15 protein-coding genes, 4 tRNA genes and 1 rRNA gene are annotated in these 19509 nt (G+C 55.9%); all 20 read right to left on the reverse strand.

The genetic code is table 11. From position 1 onward, the window contains the following. Window positions 1–15: 15 nt before the first annotated feature. A complete protein-coding gene (gene tuf / locus BSF40_RS15855; protein WP_008053875.1) occupies window positions 16–1209 on the reverse strand; it encodes an elongation factor Tu in 1194 nt (397 codons plus the stop codon). Between the two features lie 30 nt (window positions 1210–1239). Then, window positions 1240–3345, reverse strand: coding sequence for an elongation factor G (fusA, locus tag BSF40_RS15860; RefSeq protein WP_057400627.1), 2106 nt, complete (start codon window positions 3343–3345; stop codon window positions 1240–1242). A 30-nt stretch (window positions 3346–3375) separates the two neighbouring features. After that, window positions 3376–3849 (reverse strand): 30S ribosomal protein S7, encoded by a 474-nt coding sequence (gene rpsG, locus BSF40_RS15865; protein WP_007970418.1) that lies wholly within the window; start codon window positions 3847–3849, stop codon window positions 3376–3378. Window positions 3850–3957: 108 nt separating this feature from the next. Next, a complete protein-coding gene (gene rpsL / locus BSF40_RS15870) occupies window positions 3958–4329 on the reverse strand; it encodes a 30S ribosomal protein S12 (protein ID WP_003186084.1) in 372 nt (123 codons plus the stop codon). A 216-nt stretch (window positions 4330–4545) separates the two neighbouring features. Beyond that, on the reverse strand, window positions 4546–8745 hold the full coding sequence (gene rpoC, locus BSF40_RS15875) for a DNA-directed RNA polymerase subunit beta' (protein WP_007970416.1): 4200 nt from the start codon (window positions 8743–8745) through the stop codon (window positions 4546–4548). A gap of 64 nt (window positions 8746–8809) precedes the next feature. Further along, the gene (gene rpoB / locus BSF40_RS15880; RefSeq protein WP_007970415.1) at window positions 8810–12883 is read right to left on the reverse strand and encodes a DNA-directed RNA polymerase subunit beta; all 4074 of its coding nucleotides are present in this window, start codon (window positions 12881–12883) and stop codon (window positions 8810–8812) included. Between the two features lie 220 nt (window positions 12884–13103). Beyond that, complete coding sequence (gene rplL, locus BSF40_RS15885; protein WP_007970414.1) at window positions 13104–13469, reverse strand: 50S ribosomal protein L7/L12; 366 nt, start codon at window positions 13467–13469, stop codon at window positions 13104–13106. Between the two features lie 75 nt (window positions 13470–13544). Beyond that, the gene (gene rplJ, locus BSF40_RS15890; protein WP_007970413.1) at window positions 13545–14045 is read right to left on the reverse strand and encodes a 50S ribosomal protein L10; all 501 of its coding nucleotides are present in this window, start codon (window positions 14043–14045) and stop codon (window positions 13545–13547) included. Between the two features lie 198 nt (window positions 14046–14243). After that, the gene (rplA, locus tag BSF40_RS15895; RefSeq protein WP_003186095.1) at window positions 14244–14939 is read right to left on the reverse strand and encodes a 50S ribosomal protein L1; all 696 of its coding nucleotides are present in this window, start codon (window positions 14937–14939) and stop codon (window positions 14244–14246) included. After that, on the reverse strand, window positions 14939–15370 hold the full coding sequence (gene rplK / locus BSF40_RS15900) for a 50S ribosomal protein L11 (protein WP_007933726.1): 432 nt from the start codon (window positions 15368–15370) through the stop codon (window positions 14939–14941). Before rplK ends, rplA begins: the two co-directional genes overlap by 1 nt. 117 nt (window positions 15371–15487) lie before the next feature. Then, window positions 15488–16021, reverse strand: coding sequence for a transcription termination/antitermination protein NusG (nusG, locus tag BSF40_RS15905; protein WP_007984405.1), 534 nt, complete (start codon window positions 16019–16021; stop codon window positions 15488–15490). A gap of 9 nt (window positions 16022–16030) precedes the next feature. Further along, complete coding sequence (gene secE / locus BSF40_RS15910; protein WP_007984402.1) at window positions 16031–16399, reverse strand: preprotein translocase subunit SecE; 369 nt, start codon at window positions 16397–16399, stop codon at window positions 16031–16033. 45 nt (window positions 16400–16444) lie between these two features. Further along, window positions 16445–16520 (reverse strand) — tRNA-Trp (locus BSF40_RS15915). Window positions 16521–16693: 173 nt separating this feature from the next. Further along, window positions 16694–16769, reverse strand: a tRNA-Thr gene (locus BSF40_RS15920). A 26-nt stretch (window positions 16770–16795) separates the two neighbouring features. Then, window positions 16796–16869: transfer RNA gene (locus tag BSF40_RS15925), tRNA-Gly, on the reverse strand. Window positions 16870–16893: 24 nt separating this feature from the next. Further along, a tRNA-Tyr gene (locus tag BSF40_RS15930) sits at window positions 16894–16978 on the reverse strand. A gap of 142 nt (window positions 16979–17120) precedes the next feature. Beyond that, window positions 17121–17558 carry a hypothetical protein gene (locus BSF40_RS15935; protein WP_095965778.1) on the reverse strand — a complete coding sequence of 146 codons (438 nt, stop codon included), beginning with the start codon at window positions 17556–17558 and terminating at the stop codon, window positions 17121–17123. A gap of 7 nt (window positions 17559–17565) precedes the next feature. Further along, window positions 17566–18315 carry a pantothenate kinase gene (locus tag BSF40_RS15940; protein ID WP_095965779.1) on the reverse strand — a complete coding sequence of 250 codons (750 nt, stop codon included), beginning with the start codon at window positions 18313–18315 and terminating at the stop codon, window positions 17566–17568. Beyond that, a complete protein-coding gene (birA, locus tag BSF40_RS15945; protein ID WP_095965780.1) occupies window positions 18305–19264 on the reverse strand; it encodes a bifunctional biotin--[acetyl-CoA-carboxylase] ligase/biotin operon repressor BirA in 960 nt (319 codons plus the stop codon). The genes BSF40_RS15940 and birA overlap by 11 nt, the downstream gene beginning before the upstream one ends. A gap of 135 nt (window positions 19265–19399) precedes the next feature. After that, window positions 19400–19509 (reverse strand): 5S ribosomal RNA (gene rrf / locus BSF40_RS15950); the annotation flags it as partial.

Raw genomic sequence — 19509 nt, forward strand, 5'->3', positions numbered from 1 at the left:
TCTCAAAAGAGATGCTTACTCGATGATTTTGGCTACGACGCCAGCGCCGACGGTACGACCGCCTTCACGGATAGCGAAACGCAGACCGTCTTCCATTGCGATGGTCTTGATCAGGGTAACTTCCATCTGGATGTTGTCACCTGGCATTACCATTTCAACGCCTTCTGGCAGCTGGCAGTTACCAGTCACGTCAGTAGTACGGAAGTAGAACTGTGGACGGTAGCCTTTGAAGAACGGAGTGTGACGACCGCCTTCTTCCTTGCTCAGAACGTAAACTTCTGCGGTGAACTTGGTGTGCGGCTTAACCGAACCCGGCTTAACCAGAACCTGGCCACGCTCAACGTCGTCACGCTTGGTACCACGCAGCAGAACGCCGCAGTTCTCGCCAGCACGACCTTCGTCGAGCAGCTTGCGGAACATTTCAACACCGGTGCAGGTGGTGGTGGTGGTGTCACGCAGACCAACGATTTCCAGTGCATCTTGAACGCGAACGATACCGCGCTCGATACGACCAGTCACAACAGTACCACGACCCGAGATCGAGAATACGTCTTCGATTGGCATCAGGAATGGCTTGTCGATAGCGCGCTCTGGTTCTGGGATGTAGCTGTCCAGAGTTTCAACCAGTTTACGAACGGCAGTGGTGCCCATTTCGTTGTCGTCTTTGCCTTCCAGCGCCATACGAGCCGAACCGATGATGATTGGAGTGTCATCGCCCGGGAAGTCGTAGGTGGACAGCAGGTCGCGAACTTCCATCTCGACCAGCTCCAGCAGCTCAGCGTCGTCTACCAGGTCAGCCTTGTTCAGGAAAACCACGATGTACGGAACGCCTACCTGACGGGACAGCAGGATGTGCTCACGGGTTTGTGGCATCGGACCATCAGCGGCCGAGCAAACCAGAATCGCGCCGTCCATCTGGGCAGCACCGGTGATCATGTTCTTCACATAGTCAGCGTGACCTGGGCAGTCAACGTGAGCGTAGTGACGGATCTTCGAGTTGTACTCAACGTGCGCGGTATTGATGGTGATACCACGAGCTTTTTCTTCTGGAGCGCTGTCGATTTTATCGAAATCAACGATTGCGGAACCGAAAACTTCGGAGCAAACGCGAGTCAGAGCTGCGGTCAGAGTGGTTTTACCGTGGTCAACGTGACCGATGGTGCCAACGTTGACGTGCGGTAGGGAACGATCAAATTTTTCTTTAGCCACGACAATTAACTCCTTGCCTAAAGGACTGAATCAGCCTTGTTTTTTGGTAACGGTTTCGACGATGTGCGACGGAGCCGTATTGTATTTTTTGAATTCCATAGAGTAGCTTGCGCGACCCTGGGACATCGAACGAACGTCGGTCGCATAACCGAACATCTCGCCCAACGGAACTTCAGCACGGATCACCTTACCGGAAACCGTGTCTTCCATACCCAGAATCATGCCGCGACGACGGTTAAGGTCGCCCATCACGTCACCCATATAGTCTTCAGGCGTAACAACCTCTACCGCCATGATCGGCTCGAGCAACTCACCACCGCCCTTCTGGGCCAGTTGCTTGGTCGCCATGGAAGCAGCCACCTTAAACGCCATCTCGTTCGAGTCGACGTCGTGGTAAGAACCATCAAACACGGTAGCCTTCAGGCCGATCAGCGGATAGCCGGCAACTACGCCGTTCTTCATCTGCTCTTCGATACCCTTCTGGATAGCCGGGATGTATTCCTTAGGAACCACACCACCCACTACTTCGTTCACGAATTGCAGACCTTCCTGACCTTCGTCAGCAGGAGCAAAACGAATCCAGCAATGACCGAACTGGCCACGACCACCGGACTGACGAACGAACTTGCCTTCGATTTCGCAATTCTTCGTGATGCGCTCACGATACGAAACCTGAGGCTTACCGATGTTGGCTTCGACGTTGAACTCACGGCGCATCCGGTCAACCAGGATGTCCAGGTGCAACTCGCCCATGCCAGAGATGATCGTCTGACCAGTCTCTTCATCAGTCTTGACGCGGAAAGACGGGTCTTCCTGAGCAAGTTTGCCCAGAGCGATACCCATTTTTTCCTGGTCATCCTTGGTCTTAGGCTCTACGGCAACCGAAATAACCGGCTCCGGGAAGTCCATGCGAACCAGGATGATTGGCTTGTCAGCGTTGCACAAGGTTTCACCAGTGGTGACGTCCTTCATGCCGATCAAGGCCGCGATGTCGCCAGCGCGTACTTCCTTGATCTCTTCACGGGCGTTTGCGTGCATCTGCACCATACGACCCACACGCTCTTTCTTGCCCTTGACCGAGTTGATCACGCCGTCGCCGGAGGCCAACACGCCCGAGTAAACACGAACGAAGGTCAGGGTACCCACGAATGGGTCAGTAGCGATTTTGAACGCCAGAGCCGAGAACGGCTCGTTGTCGTCTGCATGACGCTCCATCTGCTTTTCCTCGTCATCCGGGTCAGTACCCTTGATGGCAGGAATGTCAGTTGGTGCAGGCAGGTAGTCGATAACGGCGTCGAGAACCAGGGGAACACCCTTGTTCTTGAAGGAAGAACCGCAAACAGCCAGAACGATCTCACCAGCGATAGTACGCTGACGCAGAGCACCCTTGATTTCCTCGATGGAGAGCTCTTCCCCTTCGAGGTACTTGTTCATCAGCTCTTCGCTGGCTTCGGCCGCAGCCTCAACCATGTTGTTGCGCCACTCTTCAGCCAGCTCCTGCAGTTCAGCAGGGATGGCTTCACGACGAGGAGTCATACCCTTGTCGGCATCGTTCCAGTAAACGGCTTCCATGGTCATCAGATCGATCTGACCCTGGAAGTTGTCTTCGGAACCGATAGCCAGCTGGATAGGCACCGGAGTGTGACCCAGACGCTGCTTGATCTGAGCGATCACGCGCAGGAAGTTCGCACCGGCACGGTCCATCTTGTTCACGTAAACGATACGTGGAACGCCGTACTTGTTGGCTTGACGCCATACGGTTTCGGACTGAGGCTCAACGCCGGAGGTGCCGCAGAACACAACGACCGCGCCGTCGAGTACACGCAGGGAACGTTCAACTTCAATGGTGAAGTCTACGTGACCCGGGGTATCGATGACGTTGAAGCGGTATTGGTCTTTGTGCTGCTTGGCCGAACCCTGCCAGAAGGCGGTAATGGCAGCAGAAGTAATGGTAATACCACGCTCCTGCTCCTGAACCATCCAGTCAGTGGTCGCAGCGCCATCATGCACTTCGCCCATCTTGTGGCTTTTGCCAGTGTAAAAAAGGACGCGCTCGGTGGTGGTGGTTTTACCAGCATCCACGTGAGCAACGATACCGATGTTACGGTAGCGATTAATCGGTGTAGTACGAGCCATAAAGCCCTCGCAAAATGAGTGACGCTAGAATTAGAAGCGGTAGTGCGAGAAAGCCTTGTTGGCTTCAGCCATACGGTGCACGTCTTCACGCTTCTTAACTGCAGCACCTTTACCTTCGGCGGCGTCCAACAGCTCGCCAGCCAAACGCAGAGCCATAGACTTCTCGCCGCGCTTGCGGGCGAAGTCTACCAACCAGCGCATTGCCAGAGCGTTACGACGGGAAGGACGAACCTCGACCGGAACCTGGTAAGTAGCACCACCAACGCGGCGCGACTTCACTTCGACCAGCGGAGCGATGGCGTCGAGTGCTTTTTCGAAGAGTTCCAGGGGATCGGTGCCGGCCTTACGAGCCTTCACGGTATCCAGGGCACCATAAACGATACGCTCGGCAACGGCTTTCTTGCCGCTTTCCATTACGTGGTTCATGAATTTGGCGAGGATTTGGCTTCCGTATTTCGGATCGTCCAGAATCTCACGCTTGGCTGCTACGCGACGTCTTGGCATTGATAAGCCCTCAAACGGTCTTCAGGTTAGCCCGGGACAGATCCTGTGGATACGTGCCCGACCTTACTCTTATCGACTCAATAAAATGAATAACTGCAAAACGGCCGATTACTTCGGACGCTTGGTACCGTACTTCGAACGACCCTGGTTACGACCTTTAACACCGGAAGTATCCAACGAACCGCGAACGGTGTGGTAACGAACACCTGGCAAGTCTTTTACACGACCGCCGCGGATCAGTACCACGCTGTGTTCTTGCAGGTTGTGGCCTTCACCACCGATGTACGAGGAAACCTCGAAACCGTTGGTCAGACGCACACGGCATACTTTACGCAGTGCCGAGTTAGGTTTTTTCGGCGTGGTGGTGTACACACGGGTGCACACGCCACGGCGTTGCGGGCAGTTCTGCAGCGCAGGCACGTCGGATTTCTCGACGATACGCTTACGCGGCTGACGTACCAGCTGGTTGATAGTTGCCATCTACTAGCTCCACTGTTGTCTTGCGACGCTATTGTCTTGCAAGAAAAGCAAAATGGCAGGAACGAGTTCCCGCCAAATTTAGGGGTACAAGAGTCTAAAGAGGATCTTGTCCCCAGTCAAGGCAAGGCCCCGCCCTCCCCGCTCATCCAATCTCGACAATTTGTCTCGATTCGATGAACGGAGTGACCAGGGCCTCACACTCATTTACCGCAGAACTCAGTTACCGCTCGAGTTCAGCGCTTCGGTCAGTGCAGCTTCCACTTCACTGGCGCTTACGCGCAACGGTTTGTCTGCATCACGGCGACGCTTACGCTCGCTGTGATAAGCCAGACCGGTACCAGCCGGGATCAGACGACCCACGACCACGTTTTCTTTCAGGCCACGCAGGTAATCGCGCTTGCCGGTTACCGCCGCTTCGGTCAGTACGCGGGTGGTTTCCTGGAAGGAAGCCGCCGAGATGAACGATTCGGTGGACAACGACGCCTTGGTGATACCCAGCAGTACACGAGTGAACTTGGAGACAAACTTGTCTTCAGTCGCCAGGCGCTCGTTCTCTACCAGTACGTGAGTCAGTTCCATCTGGTCGCCCTTGATGAAACTGGAATCGCCGGATTCAGCGATTTCAACTTTACGCAGCATCTGACGCAGGATGGTCTCGATGTGCTTGTCGTTGATCTTCACGCCTTGCAGACGGTAAACGTCCTGGATCTCGTTTACGATGTACTTGGCCAGCGCACTCACACCCAGCAGACGCAGGATGTCGTGTGGATCGCTCGGACCGTCGGAGATAACTTCGCCGCGGTTTACCTGTTCGCCTTCGAACACGTTCAGGTGACGCCACTTCGGAATCAGCTCTTCGTACGGATCGCTACCGTCGTTCGGGGTAATGACCAGACGGCGCTTGCCCTTGGTCTCTTTACCGAACGCGATGGTGCCGCTGACTTCAGCCAGAATCGACGCTTCTTTCGGACGACGGGCTTCGAACAGGTCGGCAACACGCGGCAGACCACCGGTGATGTCACGGGTCTTCGAAGTTTCTTGCGGAATACGAGCGATAACATCACCGATCGCAATCTTCGCACCGTCCGCTACACCGACCAGGGCGTTGGCTGGCAGGAAGTACTGAGCGATTACGTCAGTGCCTGGCAGCAACAGATCCTTGCCGTTGTCATCAACCATCTTAACGGCTGGACGGATGTCCTTACCGGCAGCTGGACGATCTTTGGCGTCGAGTACTTCAATGTTGGTCATACCGGTCAATTCGTCAGTCTGACGCTTGATCGTGATGCCTTCTTCCATGCCCACGTAGGTCACGGTACCTTTCATTTCGGTAACGATCGGGTGAGTGTGCGGATCCCACTTGGCCACGATGGCGCCAGCGTCGACCTTGTCACCTTCTTTAACCGAAATCACGGCACCGTACGGCAGCTTGTAACGCTCACGCTCACGACCGAAGTCATCAGCGATGGCCAGCTCACCGGAACGGGACACGGCAACCAGGTGACCGTCCACTCGCTCAACGTGCTTCAGGTTATGCAGACGGACGGTACCGCCATTCTTCACCTGAACGCTGTCGGCTGCGGAGGTCCGGCTTGCCGCACCACCGATGTGGAACGTACGCATCGTCAGCTGGGTACCCGGCTCACCGATGGACTGGGCAGCGATTACGCCGACCGCTTCACCGATGTTCACCTGGTGACCACGAGCCAGGTCACGGCCGTAGCACTTGGCGCAAATGCCGTAGCGGGTTTCGCAGCTGATCGGCGAACGCACGATCACTTCGTCGATGCTGTTCAGCTCGATGAACTCGACCCACTTCTCGTCTACCAGGGTGCCAGCAGGAACGATGACGTCCTCGGTACCCGGCTTGAATACGTCACGGGCAATAACACGACCCAATACGCGCTCACCCAACGGCTCTACAACATCACCGCCTTCAATGTGCGGAGTCATCAGCAGACCGTGTTCGGTGCCGCAATCGATCTCGGTTACAACCAGATCCTGCGCCACGTCTACCAGACGACGAGTCAGGTAACCCGAGTTCGCCGTTTTCAACGCGGTATCCGCCAGACCTTTACGAGCACCGTGAGTGGAGATGAAGTACTGAAGTACGCTCAAACCTTCACGGAAGTTCGCAGTAATCGGCGTTTCGATGATGGAGCCGTCCGGCTTGGCCATCAGGCCACGCATACCGGCGAGCTGACGAATCTGTGCTGCGGAACCCCGCGCACCCGAGTCGGCCATCATGTACATCGAGTTGAACGATTCCTGGTCGACTTCGACGCCATGACGGTCGATGACTTTCTCTTTCGAGAGGTTGGCCATCATCGCCTTGGAAACTTCGTCGTTCGCCTTGGACCAAAGGTCGATCACTTTGTTGTACTTCTCGCCCTGGGTTACCAGGCCGGAGGCGTACTGGCTCTCGATCTCTTTCACTTCGTCGGTGGCTGCACCGATGATGCGGGCTTTTTCATCCGGGATAACGAAGTCGTTAACACCGATGGAAACGCCGGAGATGGTCGAGTAGGCAAAACCGGTGTACATCAACTGGTCAGCGAAGATAACGGTCTCTTTCAGACCAACCACGCGGTAGCACTGGTTGATCAGCTTGGAGATCGCCTTTTTCTTCATCGGCAGGTTGACGACGTCGTACGACAGACCTTTTGGCACAACCTGGAACAACAGCGCACGGCCGACAGTGGTGTCGACGATACGGGTGTTGGTCACGCTGCCGCCGTCACGGTCGTTGACGGTTTCGTTGATCCGGACTTTGACCTTGGCGTGCAGTGCGGCTTCGCCGGCACGGAACACTCGGTCAACTTCCTGCAGATCCGCGAATACACGACCTTCGCCCTTGGCGTTGATCGCTTCACGCGTCATGTAGTACAGACCCAATACAACGTCCTGCGACGGAACGATGATTGGCTCACCGTTGGCTGGCGACAGAATGTTGTTGGTCGACATCATCAACGCACGCGCTTCCAGCTGGGCTTCCAGCGTCAGCGGTACGTGCACGGCCATTTGGTCGCCGTCGAAGTCGGCGTTGTACGCGGCGCAGACCAGAGGGTGCAGCTGGATAGCCTTACCTTCGATCAGTACCGGTTCAAACGCCTGGATACCCAGACGGTGAAGGGTCGGTGCACGGTTGAGAAGAACCGGGTGTTCGCGAATCACTTCAGCGAGAACGTCCCAAACTTCCGGCAGCTCGCGCTCGACCATCTTCTTGGCAGCTTTGATGGTGGTTGCGAGACCACGCATTTCCAGCTTGCCGAAAATGAACGGTTTGAACAGCTCGAGAGCCATCTTCTTCGGCAGACCGCACTGGTGCAGACGCAGGGTCGGACCTACGGTAATTACCGAACGGCCGGAGTAGTCAACACGCTTACCGAGCAAGTTCTGACGGAAACGACCCTGCTTACCCTTGATCATGTCAGCCAGGGATTTCAGAGGACGCTTGTTGGAACCTGTGATAGCGCGGCCACGACGACCGTTGTCGAGCAGTGCGTCGACGGCTTCCTGCAACATACGCTTTTCGTTGCGCACGATGATGTCCGGAGCGGACAGATCCAGCAGGCGCTTCAAACGGTTGTTACGGTTGATCACTCGACGATACAGATCGTTGAGGTCGGAAGTTGCGAAGCGACCGCCATCCAGCGGGACCAGTGGACGCAGATCTGGCGGCAGAACCGGCAGAACGGTCAGCACCATCCACTCTGGCAGGTTGCCGGAACCCTGGAAGGCTTCCATCAACTTCAGACGCTTGGACAGCTTCTTGATCTTGGTTTCCGAGTTGGTTTGCGGAATTTCTTCACGCAGGCGGCCAATCTCGTGCTCCAGGTCGATAGCGTGCAGCAGTTCGCGGACAGCTTCGGCACCCATGCGGGCATCGAAATCGTCGCCGAACTCTTCCAGCGCTTCGAAGTACTGCTCGTCGTTCAGCAGCTGACCTTTTTCAAGGGTGGTCATGCCTGGATCGATAACGACGTAGCTCTCGAAGTAGAGAACGCGTTCGATATCACGCAGGGTCATGTCCATCAGCAAGCCGATACGGGACGGCAGCGATTTCAGGAACCAGATGTGGGCAACCGGCGAGGCCAGTTCGATGTGCGCCATGCGCTCACGACGAACTTTTGCCAGCGCGACTTCAACACCGCACTTCTCGCAGATCACACCGCGGTGCTTCAAGCGCTTGTACTTACCGCACAGGCACTCGTAATCCTTTACCGGGCCAAAGATCTTGGCGCAGAACAGGCCGTCACGCTCAGGTTTGAACGTACGGTAGTTGATGGTTTCCGGCTTTTTAACTTCACCGAACGACCACGAACGGATCATCTCAGGCGATGCCAATCCGATACGGATGGCGTCGAACTCTTCGACTTGACCCTGGTTTTTCAGCAAATTCAGTAGGTCTTTCAAGGCCTTTCCTCCTGGCGGAGCAGAGAGCGGGCAATCCTGCCCCGCTCTCGATTCGCGTCACGTGTTATTCGGTTTCCAGATCGATATCGATGCCGAGGGAACGAATTTCCTTGATCAACACGTTGAAGGACTCGGGCATGCCCGGCTCCATACGGTGATCGCCATCCACGATGTTTTTGTACATCTTGGTACGGCCGTTCACATCGTCCGACTTCACTGTGAGCATTTCTTGCAGAGTGTAAGCGGCACCGTATGCTTCCAGTGCCCAGACCTCCATCTCCCCGAAACGCTGACCACCGAACTGCGCCTTACCACCCAGCGGCTGCTGGGTAACCAGGCTGTACGAACCGGTAGAACGCGCGTGCATCTTGTCGTCTACCAAGTGGTTCAGCTTCAGCATGTACATGTAGCCAACGGTGACCGGGCGCTCGAACTTGTTGCCGGTACGGCCGTCGGTCAGCTGCATCTGGCCGCTTTCTGGCAGGTCCGCCAGTTTCAGCATGGCCTTGATTTCGCTTTCCTTGGCGCCGTCGAACACTGGAGTGGCCATTGGAACGCCGCCACGCAGGTTTTGAGCCAGATCCAGGATTTCCTGATCCGAGAAGTCATCGAGGCTTTCCTGACGACCGCCGATCTCGTTATAGATCTCGTGCAGGAACTTACGCAGCTCGGCAACCTTGCGCTGCTCTTCGATCATGCGGTTGATCTTCTCGCCCAGACCCTTGGCCGCGAGGCCCAGGTGGGTTTCAAGGATCTGACCAACGTTCATACGCGAAGGTACGCCCAACGGGTTGAGGACGACGTCGACCGGGGTGCCATTGGCATCGTGCGGCATGTCTTCAACCGGCATGATCACGGAGACCACACCCTTGTTACCGTGACGACCGGCCATCTTGTCGCCCGGCTGGATGCGACGACGGATTGCCAGGTAGACCTTGACGATTTTCAGCACGCCTGGAGCCAGGTCATCGCCTTGCTGCAGCTTGCGCTTCTTGTCTTCGAACTTGTCGTCCAGCAGACGGCGACGATCAACGATGTAGGCCTGGGCCTTCTCGAGCTGCTCGTTCAGAGCATCTTCAGCCATGCGCAGTTTGAACCACTGGCCGTGCTCAAGACCGTCGAGAACTTCGTCGGTGATGTCCTGGCCTTTCTTCAGACCGGCGCCGCCTTCGGCTTTGTGGCCGACCAGAGCGGAACGCAGACGTTCGAAAGTAGCACCTTCAACGATACGGAACTCTTCGTTCAGGTCCTTGCGGATCTCGTCCAGCTGGGACTTCTCGATCGACAGGGCACGAGCATCACGCTCAACGCCGTCGCGGGTGAAGACCTGTACGTCGATGACAGTACCTTTGGTACCGGTAGGTACACGCAGGGAAGTGTCTTTAACGTCGCTGGCTTTTTCACCGAAGATCGCACGCAGCAGTTTTTCTTCCGGAGTCAGCTGGGTCTCGCCTTTCGGAGTGACCTTACCGACCAGGATGTCGCCTGCGCCAACTTCAGCACCTACGTAAACGATACCGGCTTCGTCCAGTTTGTTCAGTGCCGCTTCACCCACGTTCGGGATGTCGGCAGTGATTTCCTCTGGGCCAAGCTTGGTGTCACGGGCCACACAGGTCAGTTCCTGGATGTGGATCGTGGTGAAACGGTCTTCCTGAACAACACGCTCGGACAGGCAGATGGAGTCTTCGAAGTTGAAGCCGTTCCATGCCATGAACGCGATGCGCATGTTCTGACCCAGAGCCAGTTCACCCATGTCGGTGGACGGACCGTCGGCCATGATGTCGCTACGCTGAACCCGATCACCTTTACGCACCAGCGGACGCTGGTTGATGCAGGTGTTCTGGTTGGAGCGGGTGTACTTGGTCAGGTTGTAGATGTCGACACCGGCTTCACCGGTTTCAACTTCGTCATCGGCAACACGAACCACGATACGGCTGGCGTCGACGGAGTCGATCACGCCGCCACGACGAGCCACGACGCAAACGCCGGAGTCACGGGCTACGTTACGCTCCATGCCGGTACCTACCAGCGGCTTGTCAGCGCGCAAGGTCGGTACAGCTTGACGCTGCATGTTCGAACCCATCAACGCACGGTTGGCGTCGTCGTGCTCGAGGAACGGAATCAGCGACGCAGCAACCGAAACTACCTGCTTCGGCGATACGTCCATCAAGGTGACGTCTTCCGGCGCCTTGACGGTGAATTCGTTCAAGTGACGAACAGCTACCAGCTCGTCGATCAGGACTTTCTTGTCGTTCATCGTGGCCGAAGCCTGAGCGATCACGTGATCAGCTTCTTCGATGGCGGACAGGAACACGATCTCGTCGGTGACCAGAGCGTCTTTCACCACGCGGTACGGGCTCTCGAGGAAGCCGTACTGGTTGGTGCGCGCATAAGCGGCCAGGGAGTTGATCAGACCGATGTTCGGACCTTCCGGCGTTTCAATCGGGCATACACGACCGTAGTGAGTCGGGTGTACGTCACGAACTTCAAAGCCGGCACGCTCACGCGTCAGACCGCCAGGGCCGAGTGCAGAAACACGGCGCTTGTGGGTGATCTCGGACAGCGGGTTGTTCTGGTCCATGAACTGGGACAGCTGGCTGGAACCGAAGAACTCTTTCACCGCCGCAGCCACTGGCTTGGCGTTGATCAGGTCTTGCGGCATCAGGCCTTCGCTTTCAGCCATCGACAGACGCTCTTTGACCGCACGCTCAACACGTACCAGGCCAACGCGGAACTGGTTCTCGGCCATTTCGCCTACGCAGCGAACACGACGGTTACCCAGGTGGTCGATGTCATCGACGATGCCTTTACCGTTACGGATGTCGACCAGGGTCTTCAGTACCGCGACGATGTCTTCCTTGCACAGCACGCCCGAACCTTCGATCTCGGTGCGACCGATACGACGGTTGAACTTCATCCGGCCGACCGCAGACAGGTCATAGCGCTCAGGGCTGAAGAACAGGTTGTTGAACAGGGTCTCGGCAGCGTCTTTGGTTGGCGGCTCGCCAGGACGCATCATGCGATAGATCTCGACCAGCGCTTCCAGTTGGTTGCTGGTGGAGTCGATCTTCAAGGTGTCGGAGACGAACGGACCGCAGTCGATATCATTGGTGTACAGAGTTTCGATGCGAACAACGCCGGCCTTGGCGATTTTTGCCAGGATCTCGGTGTTCAGCTCGGTGTTGCACTCTGCCAGGATTTCGCCGGTTGCCGGATGCACGATGACCTTGGCGGTTGTGCGGCCCAGGACGTAGTCCAGAGGCACATCCAGCTCTTTGATACCGGCTTTTTCCAGCTGGTTGATGTGGCGAGCGGTGATACGACGACCCTGCTCGACAATAACCTTGCCTTTGTCATCCTGAATATCGAGGACAGCGATTTCACCGCGCAGGCGCTGAGGCACCAGCTCCAGGCTCAGGGTCTCGCCCTTCACGTGGAATACGTTGGTGGTGTAGAACGCGTCCAGCACTTCTTCGGTGGTATAGCCGAGCGCGCGCAGCAGTACCGATGCAGGCAGCTTGCGACGACGGTCGATACGCACGAATACGCAGTCTTTCGGGTCGAACTCGAAGTCCAGCCACGAACCGCGGTAAGGAATGATGCGCGCGGAGTACAGCAGTTTACCGGAGCTGTGCGTCTTGCCACGGTCGTGGTCGAAGAACACGCCCGGGGAACGGTGCAGCTGGGAAACGATTACACGCTCGGTACCGTTGATTACGAAGGTACCGTTTTCAGTCATCAGGGGGATTTCACCCATGTAGACTTCTTGCTCTTTGATGTCCTTGATCGCTTTGTTCGACGATTCTTTGTCGAAAATGATCAGGCGCACTTTTACCCGCAAAGGTACGGCGTAAGTTACACCGCGCAATACGCATTCTTTGACATCAAATGCCGGTTCGCCCAGACGATATCCGACGTACTCCAGCGCAGCATTGCCGGAGTAGCTGATGATCGGGAAAACGGATTTGAAGGCCGCATGCAGGCCCACGTCGCGGAACTGATCTTTAGTCGCTCCCGCTTGCAAGAATTCACGATACGAATCCAGCTGGATGGCCAGGAGGTACGGCACATCCATGACGTCCGGCAACTTGCTAAAGTCCTTGCGGATACGTTTTTTCTCAGTATATGAGTAAGCCATCAGCGTTCCCCAGCTTGGTCACCTGCTTGTTTGGCCCCTCCCGACGGGAGCAGCCAGAAAATCGTGCAAACCCCATGGTTTGCGCCACCGCATCGGGTGGTTACAGCACGTTATCGGCACCAACCCAGTCGGCTGCCAATAACGGAAAAAGGCCGGTGGCAAGAGCCACCAGCCATCAGCCTGTCGCTTAACGCTCGGGCTGGAGGAGCAAAGTCGATGCTTACTTCAGCTCGACTTTAGCGCCTGCTTCTTCCAGAGCTGCTTTGGCTTTGTCAGCTGCGTCTTTGGCAACAGCTTCCAGAACCATGGCAGGTGCGCCGTCAACTACAGCCTTGGCTTCTTTCAGGCCCAGACCGGTCAGTTCACGTACAGCCTTGATCACGTTAACTTTCTTCTCGCCAGCTTCGGTCAGCATGACGTTGAATTCGGTTTGCTCTTCAGCAACGGCAGCAGCAACGGCAGGACCTGCCGATGCAGCAGCAGCGGTAACACCGAATTTTTCTTCGAAAGCTTTGATCAGCTCAACAACTTCCATTACGGACATGTTGCCAACTGCTTCAAGGATATCGTTCTGAGAGATAGACATGAATCTAATTCCTGATATTGGGGACGGCCTACGCGACCATCGAAAAAAACAAAAAACGCGAGAAGTTGACGAGCCTTAGGCTGCAGCAGCTTCTTTCTGGTCGCGAATTGCCGCCAGAGTACGAGCCAACTTGCTGGTAGCGCCTTGAATCACGCTCATCAGCTGAGAAATTGCTTCGTCACGGGTCGGCAGAGTTGCCAGTACGTCGATTTGGTTAGCTGCGAGGAACTTGCCCTCGAACGCAGCTGCCTTGATCTCGAACTTGTCCTGACCCTTTGCGAATTCCTTGAAGATCCGGGCAGCAGCGCCTGGATGTTCCTTGGAGAACGCAATCAGGGTAGGGCCGGTGAACACGTCGTTGAGGACACTGAATTCAGTGTCAGCAACAGCGCGCTTGAGCAGGGTGTTACGCACAACACGTACGTAAACGCCAGCTTCACGAGCCTCTTTACGGAGTCCGGTCATCGCGCCTACTGTTACGCCACGGGCATCAGCCACGACAGCGGACAGAGCGACTTTGGCAGCCTCGTTGACTTCAGCGACGATGGCCTTCTTGTCTTCGAGTTTAATTGCCACGGGTTTAACTCCTGCTTGTTACCGTTTCATCTGGTCGAAACCGGATGTCGTTTTGGTGTCTGATTCGGTAAGGAACCGGGAGCACCATCTGCGTAGGCTTGTGGTTTAAGACTTGCGTCGCCTACGGTCTTGGATAGCCCCCGCCAGGCAGGGACCCCAATTTTTCAATTGGCGCAATCGCTTGCGCCAATCTGTGTCTTACGCGTCGAGCGAGCTCTGGTCGATAACCAGACCTGGGCCCATGGTGGTGCTCAGGGTAACGCGCTTGACGTAGATGCCTTTCGAGGAAGCTGGCTTGATACGCTTCAGATCAGCGATCAGGGCTTCAACGTTTTCCTTCAGCTTGACGGCGTCGAAGCCGATCTTGCCAACGGAAGTGTGGATGATGCCGTTTTTGTCGGTGCGATAACGAACCTGACCAGCCTTGGCGTTTTTAACCGCGGTAGCTACGTCTGGAGTCACGGTGCCGACTTTAGGGTTAGGCATCAGGCCACGTGGACCGAGGATCTGACCCAACTGACCTACAACGCGCATGGCATCCGGGGATGCGATCACTACGTCATAGTTCAGGTCGCCGCCTTTCATTTCGGCAGCCAGGTCGTCCATGCCTACACGGTCAGCGCCGGCAGCCAGAGCGGCTTCAGCAGCTGGACCCTGGGTGAACACAGCAACGCGAACGGTCTTGCCAGTGCCGTGTGGCAGCACGGTAGCGCTACGAACGACCTGGTCGGATTTACGCGGGTCAACACCCAGGTTTACAGCTACGTCGAACGACTCGCTGAACTTGACAGTCGACAGCTCGGCCAGCAGGGCAGCAGCGTCTACAAAGTTGTAGGCCTTGCCTGCTTCGATTTTGCCGGCGATAGCCTTTTGACGCTTGGTCAGCTTAGCCATTACACACCCTCCACGTTAAGGCCCATGCTACGAGCAGAACCGGCGATGGTACGCACGGCTGCTTCCATATCAGCTGCAGTCAGATCCGCGTTTTTGGTTTTCGCGATTTCTTCCAGCTGAGCACGAGTTACGGTGCCAACCTTAACGGTGTTCGGACGAGCGGAACCGCTGGTCAGACCGGCCGCCTTCTTCAGCAGAACCGAAGCAGGGGTGGATTTGGTTTCGAAAGTGAAGCTACGGTCGCTATAGACAGTGATGATCACTGGAGTCGGCAGACCTGGCTCAAGACCCTGGGTACGGGCGTTGAAAGCCTTGCAGAATTCCATGATGTTCACGCCGTGCTGACCCAGAGCAGGACCAACAGGTGGGCTTGGGTTAGCCTGAGCGGCCTTCACTTGCAGCTTGATGTAAGCGGTAATCTTCTTGGCCATGAGGCACTCCAATTACGGGTTCGAACGCCTCGAGAGGCTCCCCGGTTACTTGCGCGTTTATCCCAGTGACGACAAAACCCCACAGCCTACGGCTGCGGGGTTGGGATTGTTGCTCAGCTAGACCTTTTCGACCTGGCTGAACTCGAGCTCCACCGGAGTAGAGCGACCGAAAATGAGCACTGCGACCTGAATCCGGCTCTTTTCGTAGTTAACTTCTTCAACAACACCGGTAAAGTCCGCGAATGGACCGTCATTGACACGTACCGACTCGCCCGGCTCGAACAACGTCTTCGGCTTCGGCTTGTCGCTACCATCAGCAACGCGGCGCAGAATCGCCTCTGCTTCCTTATCGGTGATCGGTGCTGGCTTGTCGGCGGTACCGCCGATGAAACCCATCACCCGAGGAGTATCCTTGACCAAGTGCCAAGTACCCTCGTTCATATCCATCTGCACCAGCACATAGCCAGGGAAGAATTTGCGTTCGCTTTTGCGCTTCTGGCCATTGCGCATCTCAACCACTTCTTCAGTGGGAACCAGAATCTCGCCAAAGCCGTCTTCCATACCGGCCAGCTTTACGCGCTCGATCAGCGAGCGCATTACATGCTTCTCGTAACCGGAGTAAGCATGCACAACATACCAACGCTTAGCCACGGGACACCCTTAGCCGACAATCAAGGAAACAAGCCAGCCGAGCAGGGAATCAAGCCCCCACAACAGCAACGCCATAACCAGAACAACAGCCACCACAATCAGGGTGGTCTGCGTGGTTTCTTGGCGAGTTGGCCAAACGACTTTACGAATCTCGGTGCGAGCTTCCTTAACCAGTACAAAGAAAGACTTGCCCTTGACCGTCTGCAGGCCTACAAAGGCAGCTACGGCAGCAATGGCGAGCAATGCAAGTACGCGGTACAGGATCGGCGAAGCAGAAAAGTACTGATTGCCAACAACGCCAACAACCACCAGAGCGACTACTACAAGCCACTTGAGGAGGTCGAAACGAGAGCCTTGAGCTTCAGCTTTAGGAGTCATCTATGAAGATCCTGTGAAAAGAAAGCCAGACACACCAGGTGAATCTGGCAGGTCAGGAGGGAATCGAACCCCCAACCTACGGTTTTGGAGACCGTCGCTCTGCCAATTGAGCTACTGACCTAAAACAAAATCAGGCCGACCATTATGCCGACCCGAAAAAGACTTTACAACACTTACCAGGCAATCCCGACTGCAACACCAGCATCTGCGACACCGGCAACCCCGAAAACACAACGAGGCGCAACCACAACCACCTAAAACAAAGGCAGATATTTTCATATCTGCCTTGTTATATGGAGCTCTTGAGCGGATTTGAACCGCTGACCTCACCCTTACCAAGGGTGTGCTCTACCAACTGAGCTACAAGAGCGTAACACTGTGCAAAACCTGTAAACTTGGAGCGGGTAGCGGGAATCGAACCCGCATCATCAGCTTGGAAGGCTGAGGTTCTACCACTAAACTATACCCGCGAGGCTTACAGCTCTCGCTAAAAATGGTGGAGGGGGAAGGATTCGAACCTTCGAAGTCGTAGACGTCAGATTTACAGTCTGATCCCTTTGGCCGCTCGGGAACCCCTCCTAAGCGAGCCGGCATTCTACATCATGCCAGCCTTCTGTCAAGCATTTTCTCAATTAAATCTTGAGGTTAGCTGCGTTGACCTCGCTTCACATCGCTAACCGTTTCCGGTGTTCGCTGTGGAGCGGGCGCCATTCTATGCAAACTATTCGGTGGGCGCAACCCCCTCGCACGGCATTATTTTATGTTTTAACTCATTGAATTCTTTAGAAAGGTTTTGCAGCTGCAGATCGTCCAGCCAACGCCGGCTTTCCGGTGCAACACGCACCCAATACCCTGCGCTTTCCGAGCTCCTGGACAGGGGCTGGTATTTGACCTCCATCCCGCTCAACCGACGCTCAACCGCCTGCGCGGCGTCCTGACGCGTATAACCCCCCAGATAAAGACAGCCATTGTCTGGCGAGACAGCTTTAGCCTTCTCTTTGGAGGCGTCACCCGCTTCGCTCAACAGGCGTATATCCTGCTGAGACCCGCGATACAGACTCAAAGGCGTGACATCCTTCGCGCGCAGCGGAGCCTCTTGTTGATGCCAGATGTAGTAAAAGCCATTGAGGACAAGCAGCAGCAGAAACAACCAACGCATAAAAACCTCAGGACAAGGGACAGGCCATGGCCAATCCGACAAACACCAAGTCCGGAACCACCCTGGCCCGAGGCACGACCTCAGAAACCAGGCTCGCATCCCCCCCGGTGAGGAATACGACAAAGTCCTCACCCCAGTAGCTGCGCGCCAACTCGAGCTGAGTCATTACGAAGCCGCGCAACATCAACAAACAACCACGCTCGACAGCCTCGACAGTCGCACGACCCGGAACAAGACTTTCCAGAGCCTGCTCCGCCGCCAGATCCCCGTAACGAATTTTGCGCGTATGGGTACGCAACTGGTTGCGCATCAACGGCATGCCCGGACAGATGAAACCACCCAGGTGCTCTCCATTAGAAGCGATAAAGTCCGCAGTCACGGCCGTACCGAAGTCGAGCACCAGGCACGCACCTGAAGCCAGATGAAAGCCTCCCAGCATTGCAAGCCACCGATCCAGACCCAGCCGCTCAAACTCTTCATAACCGTTGCGCACGCCTGACATTTCGCGAGCAGGCGCTGCGCACACTATCGGCACATCAAAGGTATCCTTCAGCAAAGACGTCAGCGCACCGGTCTCTTCCGCAGTCCTGACGCTCACCAGCCGGCAAAACGTGAGGGCAAGCCCTTTGAGCTCCCCCAACCCCTCAAGCAATGCGAGATTGGAATCGACAACCCCCTCACCAAGCACCTGCCCGGCATTCGCTGCAAGCACGCGCCACTTGATGAAACTATTCCCACAATCGAGCTCAAGAATCATCACGCAACCTCAGGCTCAATTCACCACCACTGAAGACTTTCTCCACACCATCCACCTTCAGGCGCAGAGCGCCTTGGCCATCAATACCAAGCACCTCACCATCAATTTGATTGACACCGGCAATCAACGACACGCTTCGCCCCTGCCACAGGTGATTTTGCTCCCACTCTGTCTGGATGGCCAAAAAACCACCCGCCTGATGACGAGCCAGGTATCGCTGCAGCATCTCCCCCAACATAGCGACCAATTGGTTGCGATCAAACGATTTGCCTGATTCGAGCCGCATGGATGTCCATTGCTGATCCACCTCGTCAGCGGACTGCATGTTCACATTGATTCCCACCCCCAGAACCACATGGCACACATCAGCAGGGTCACCAACCAGCTCGAGCAGTATTCCAGCGATCTTTTTCTGCCCCACCAGGACATCGTTGGGCCACTTCAATCCAGCGGCTGCAATACCAAGCTCACGCAACGTCTGCAAAACAGCGAGCCCAACGACGAGACTCAAGCCCTCCAACTGGCGCATCCCACCATCAATGCGCAGCACCAGGCTGTAATAGACGTTTTCTGCGAAGGGACTGACCCATTTACGACCCCGTCGCCCGCGCCCGGCTGTCTGCCGCTCCGAAAGCACAAGAAAGGGCGCAGCCTGCCCCCGCTCTATGGCACGCAGCGCCTCGGCGTTCGTGGAGTCGATTGAATCGTAAACCTGGACGGGCCAGTCGCAAGAAATCGCCCGGGCACTGATCTCGGAAGGATCGAGCAGCGCTAATGGCGCGGACAATTGATAGCCGCGCCCACGAACTTTATGAATGGACAATCCCAGCTCAGCTTCTAAATGCTGAAGCTGCTTCCACACGGCGCTACGACTGACGCCCAGGGCAGCACCCAATGCTTGACCCGAATGGAATCGGCCATCTTTAAGAAGCTTTAACAACGTCAGCATGCAGGTCTCGCCTCACAATGAGGCCCGCATGATAGCCACGCGCCGAGCTATTGCATAGAAATCCAGTAGCCGTGACTTTTCTGCGGACAAAAACAAAACCCCAACTGCTTTCGCAATTGGGGTTTCGGAATTTAATCTTGACGATGACCTACTCTCACATGGGGAAACCCCACACTACCATCGGCGATGCATCGTTTCACTGCTGAGTTCGGGATGGGATCAGGTGGTTCCAATGCTCTATGGTC

Origin of the sequence: Pseudomonas sp. ACN5, assembly GCF_002303975.1 — a bacterium.
Taxonomy (GTDB): domain Bacteria; phylum Pseudomonadota; class Gammaproteobacteria; order Pseudomonadales; family Pseudomonadaceae; genus Aquipseudomonas; species Aquipseudomonas laurylsulfatiphila.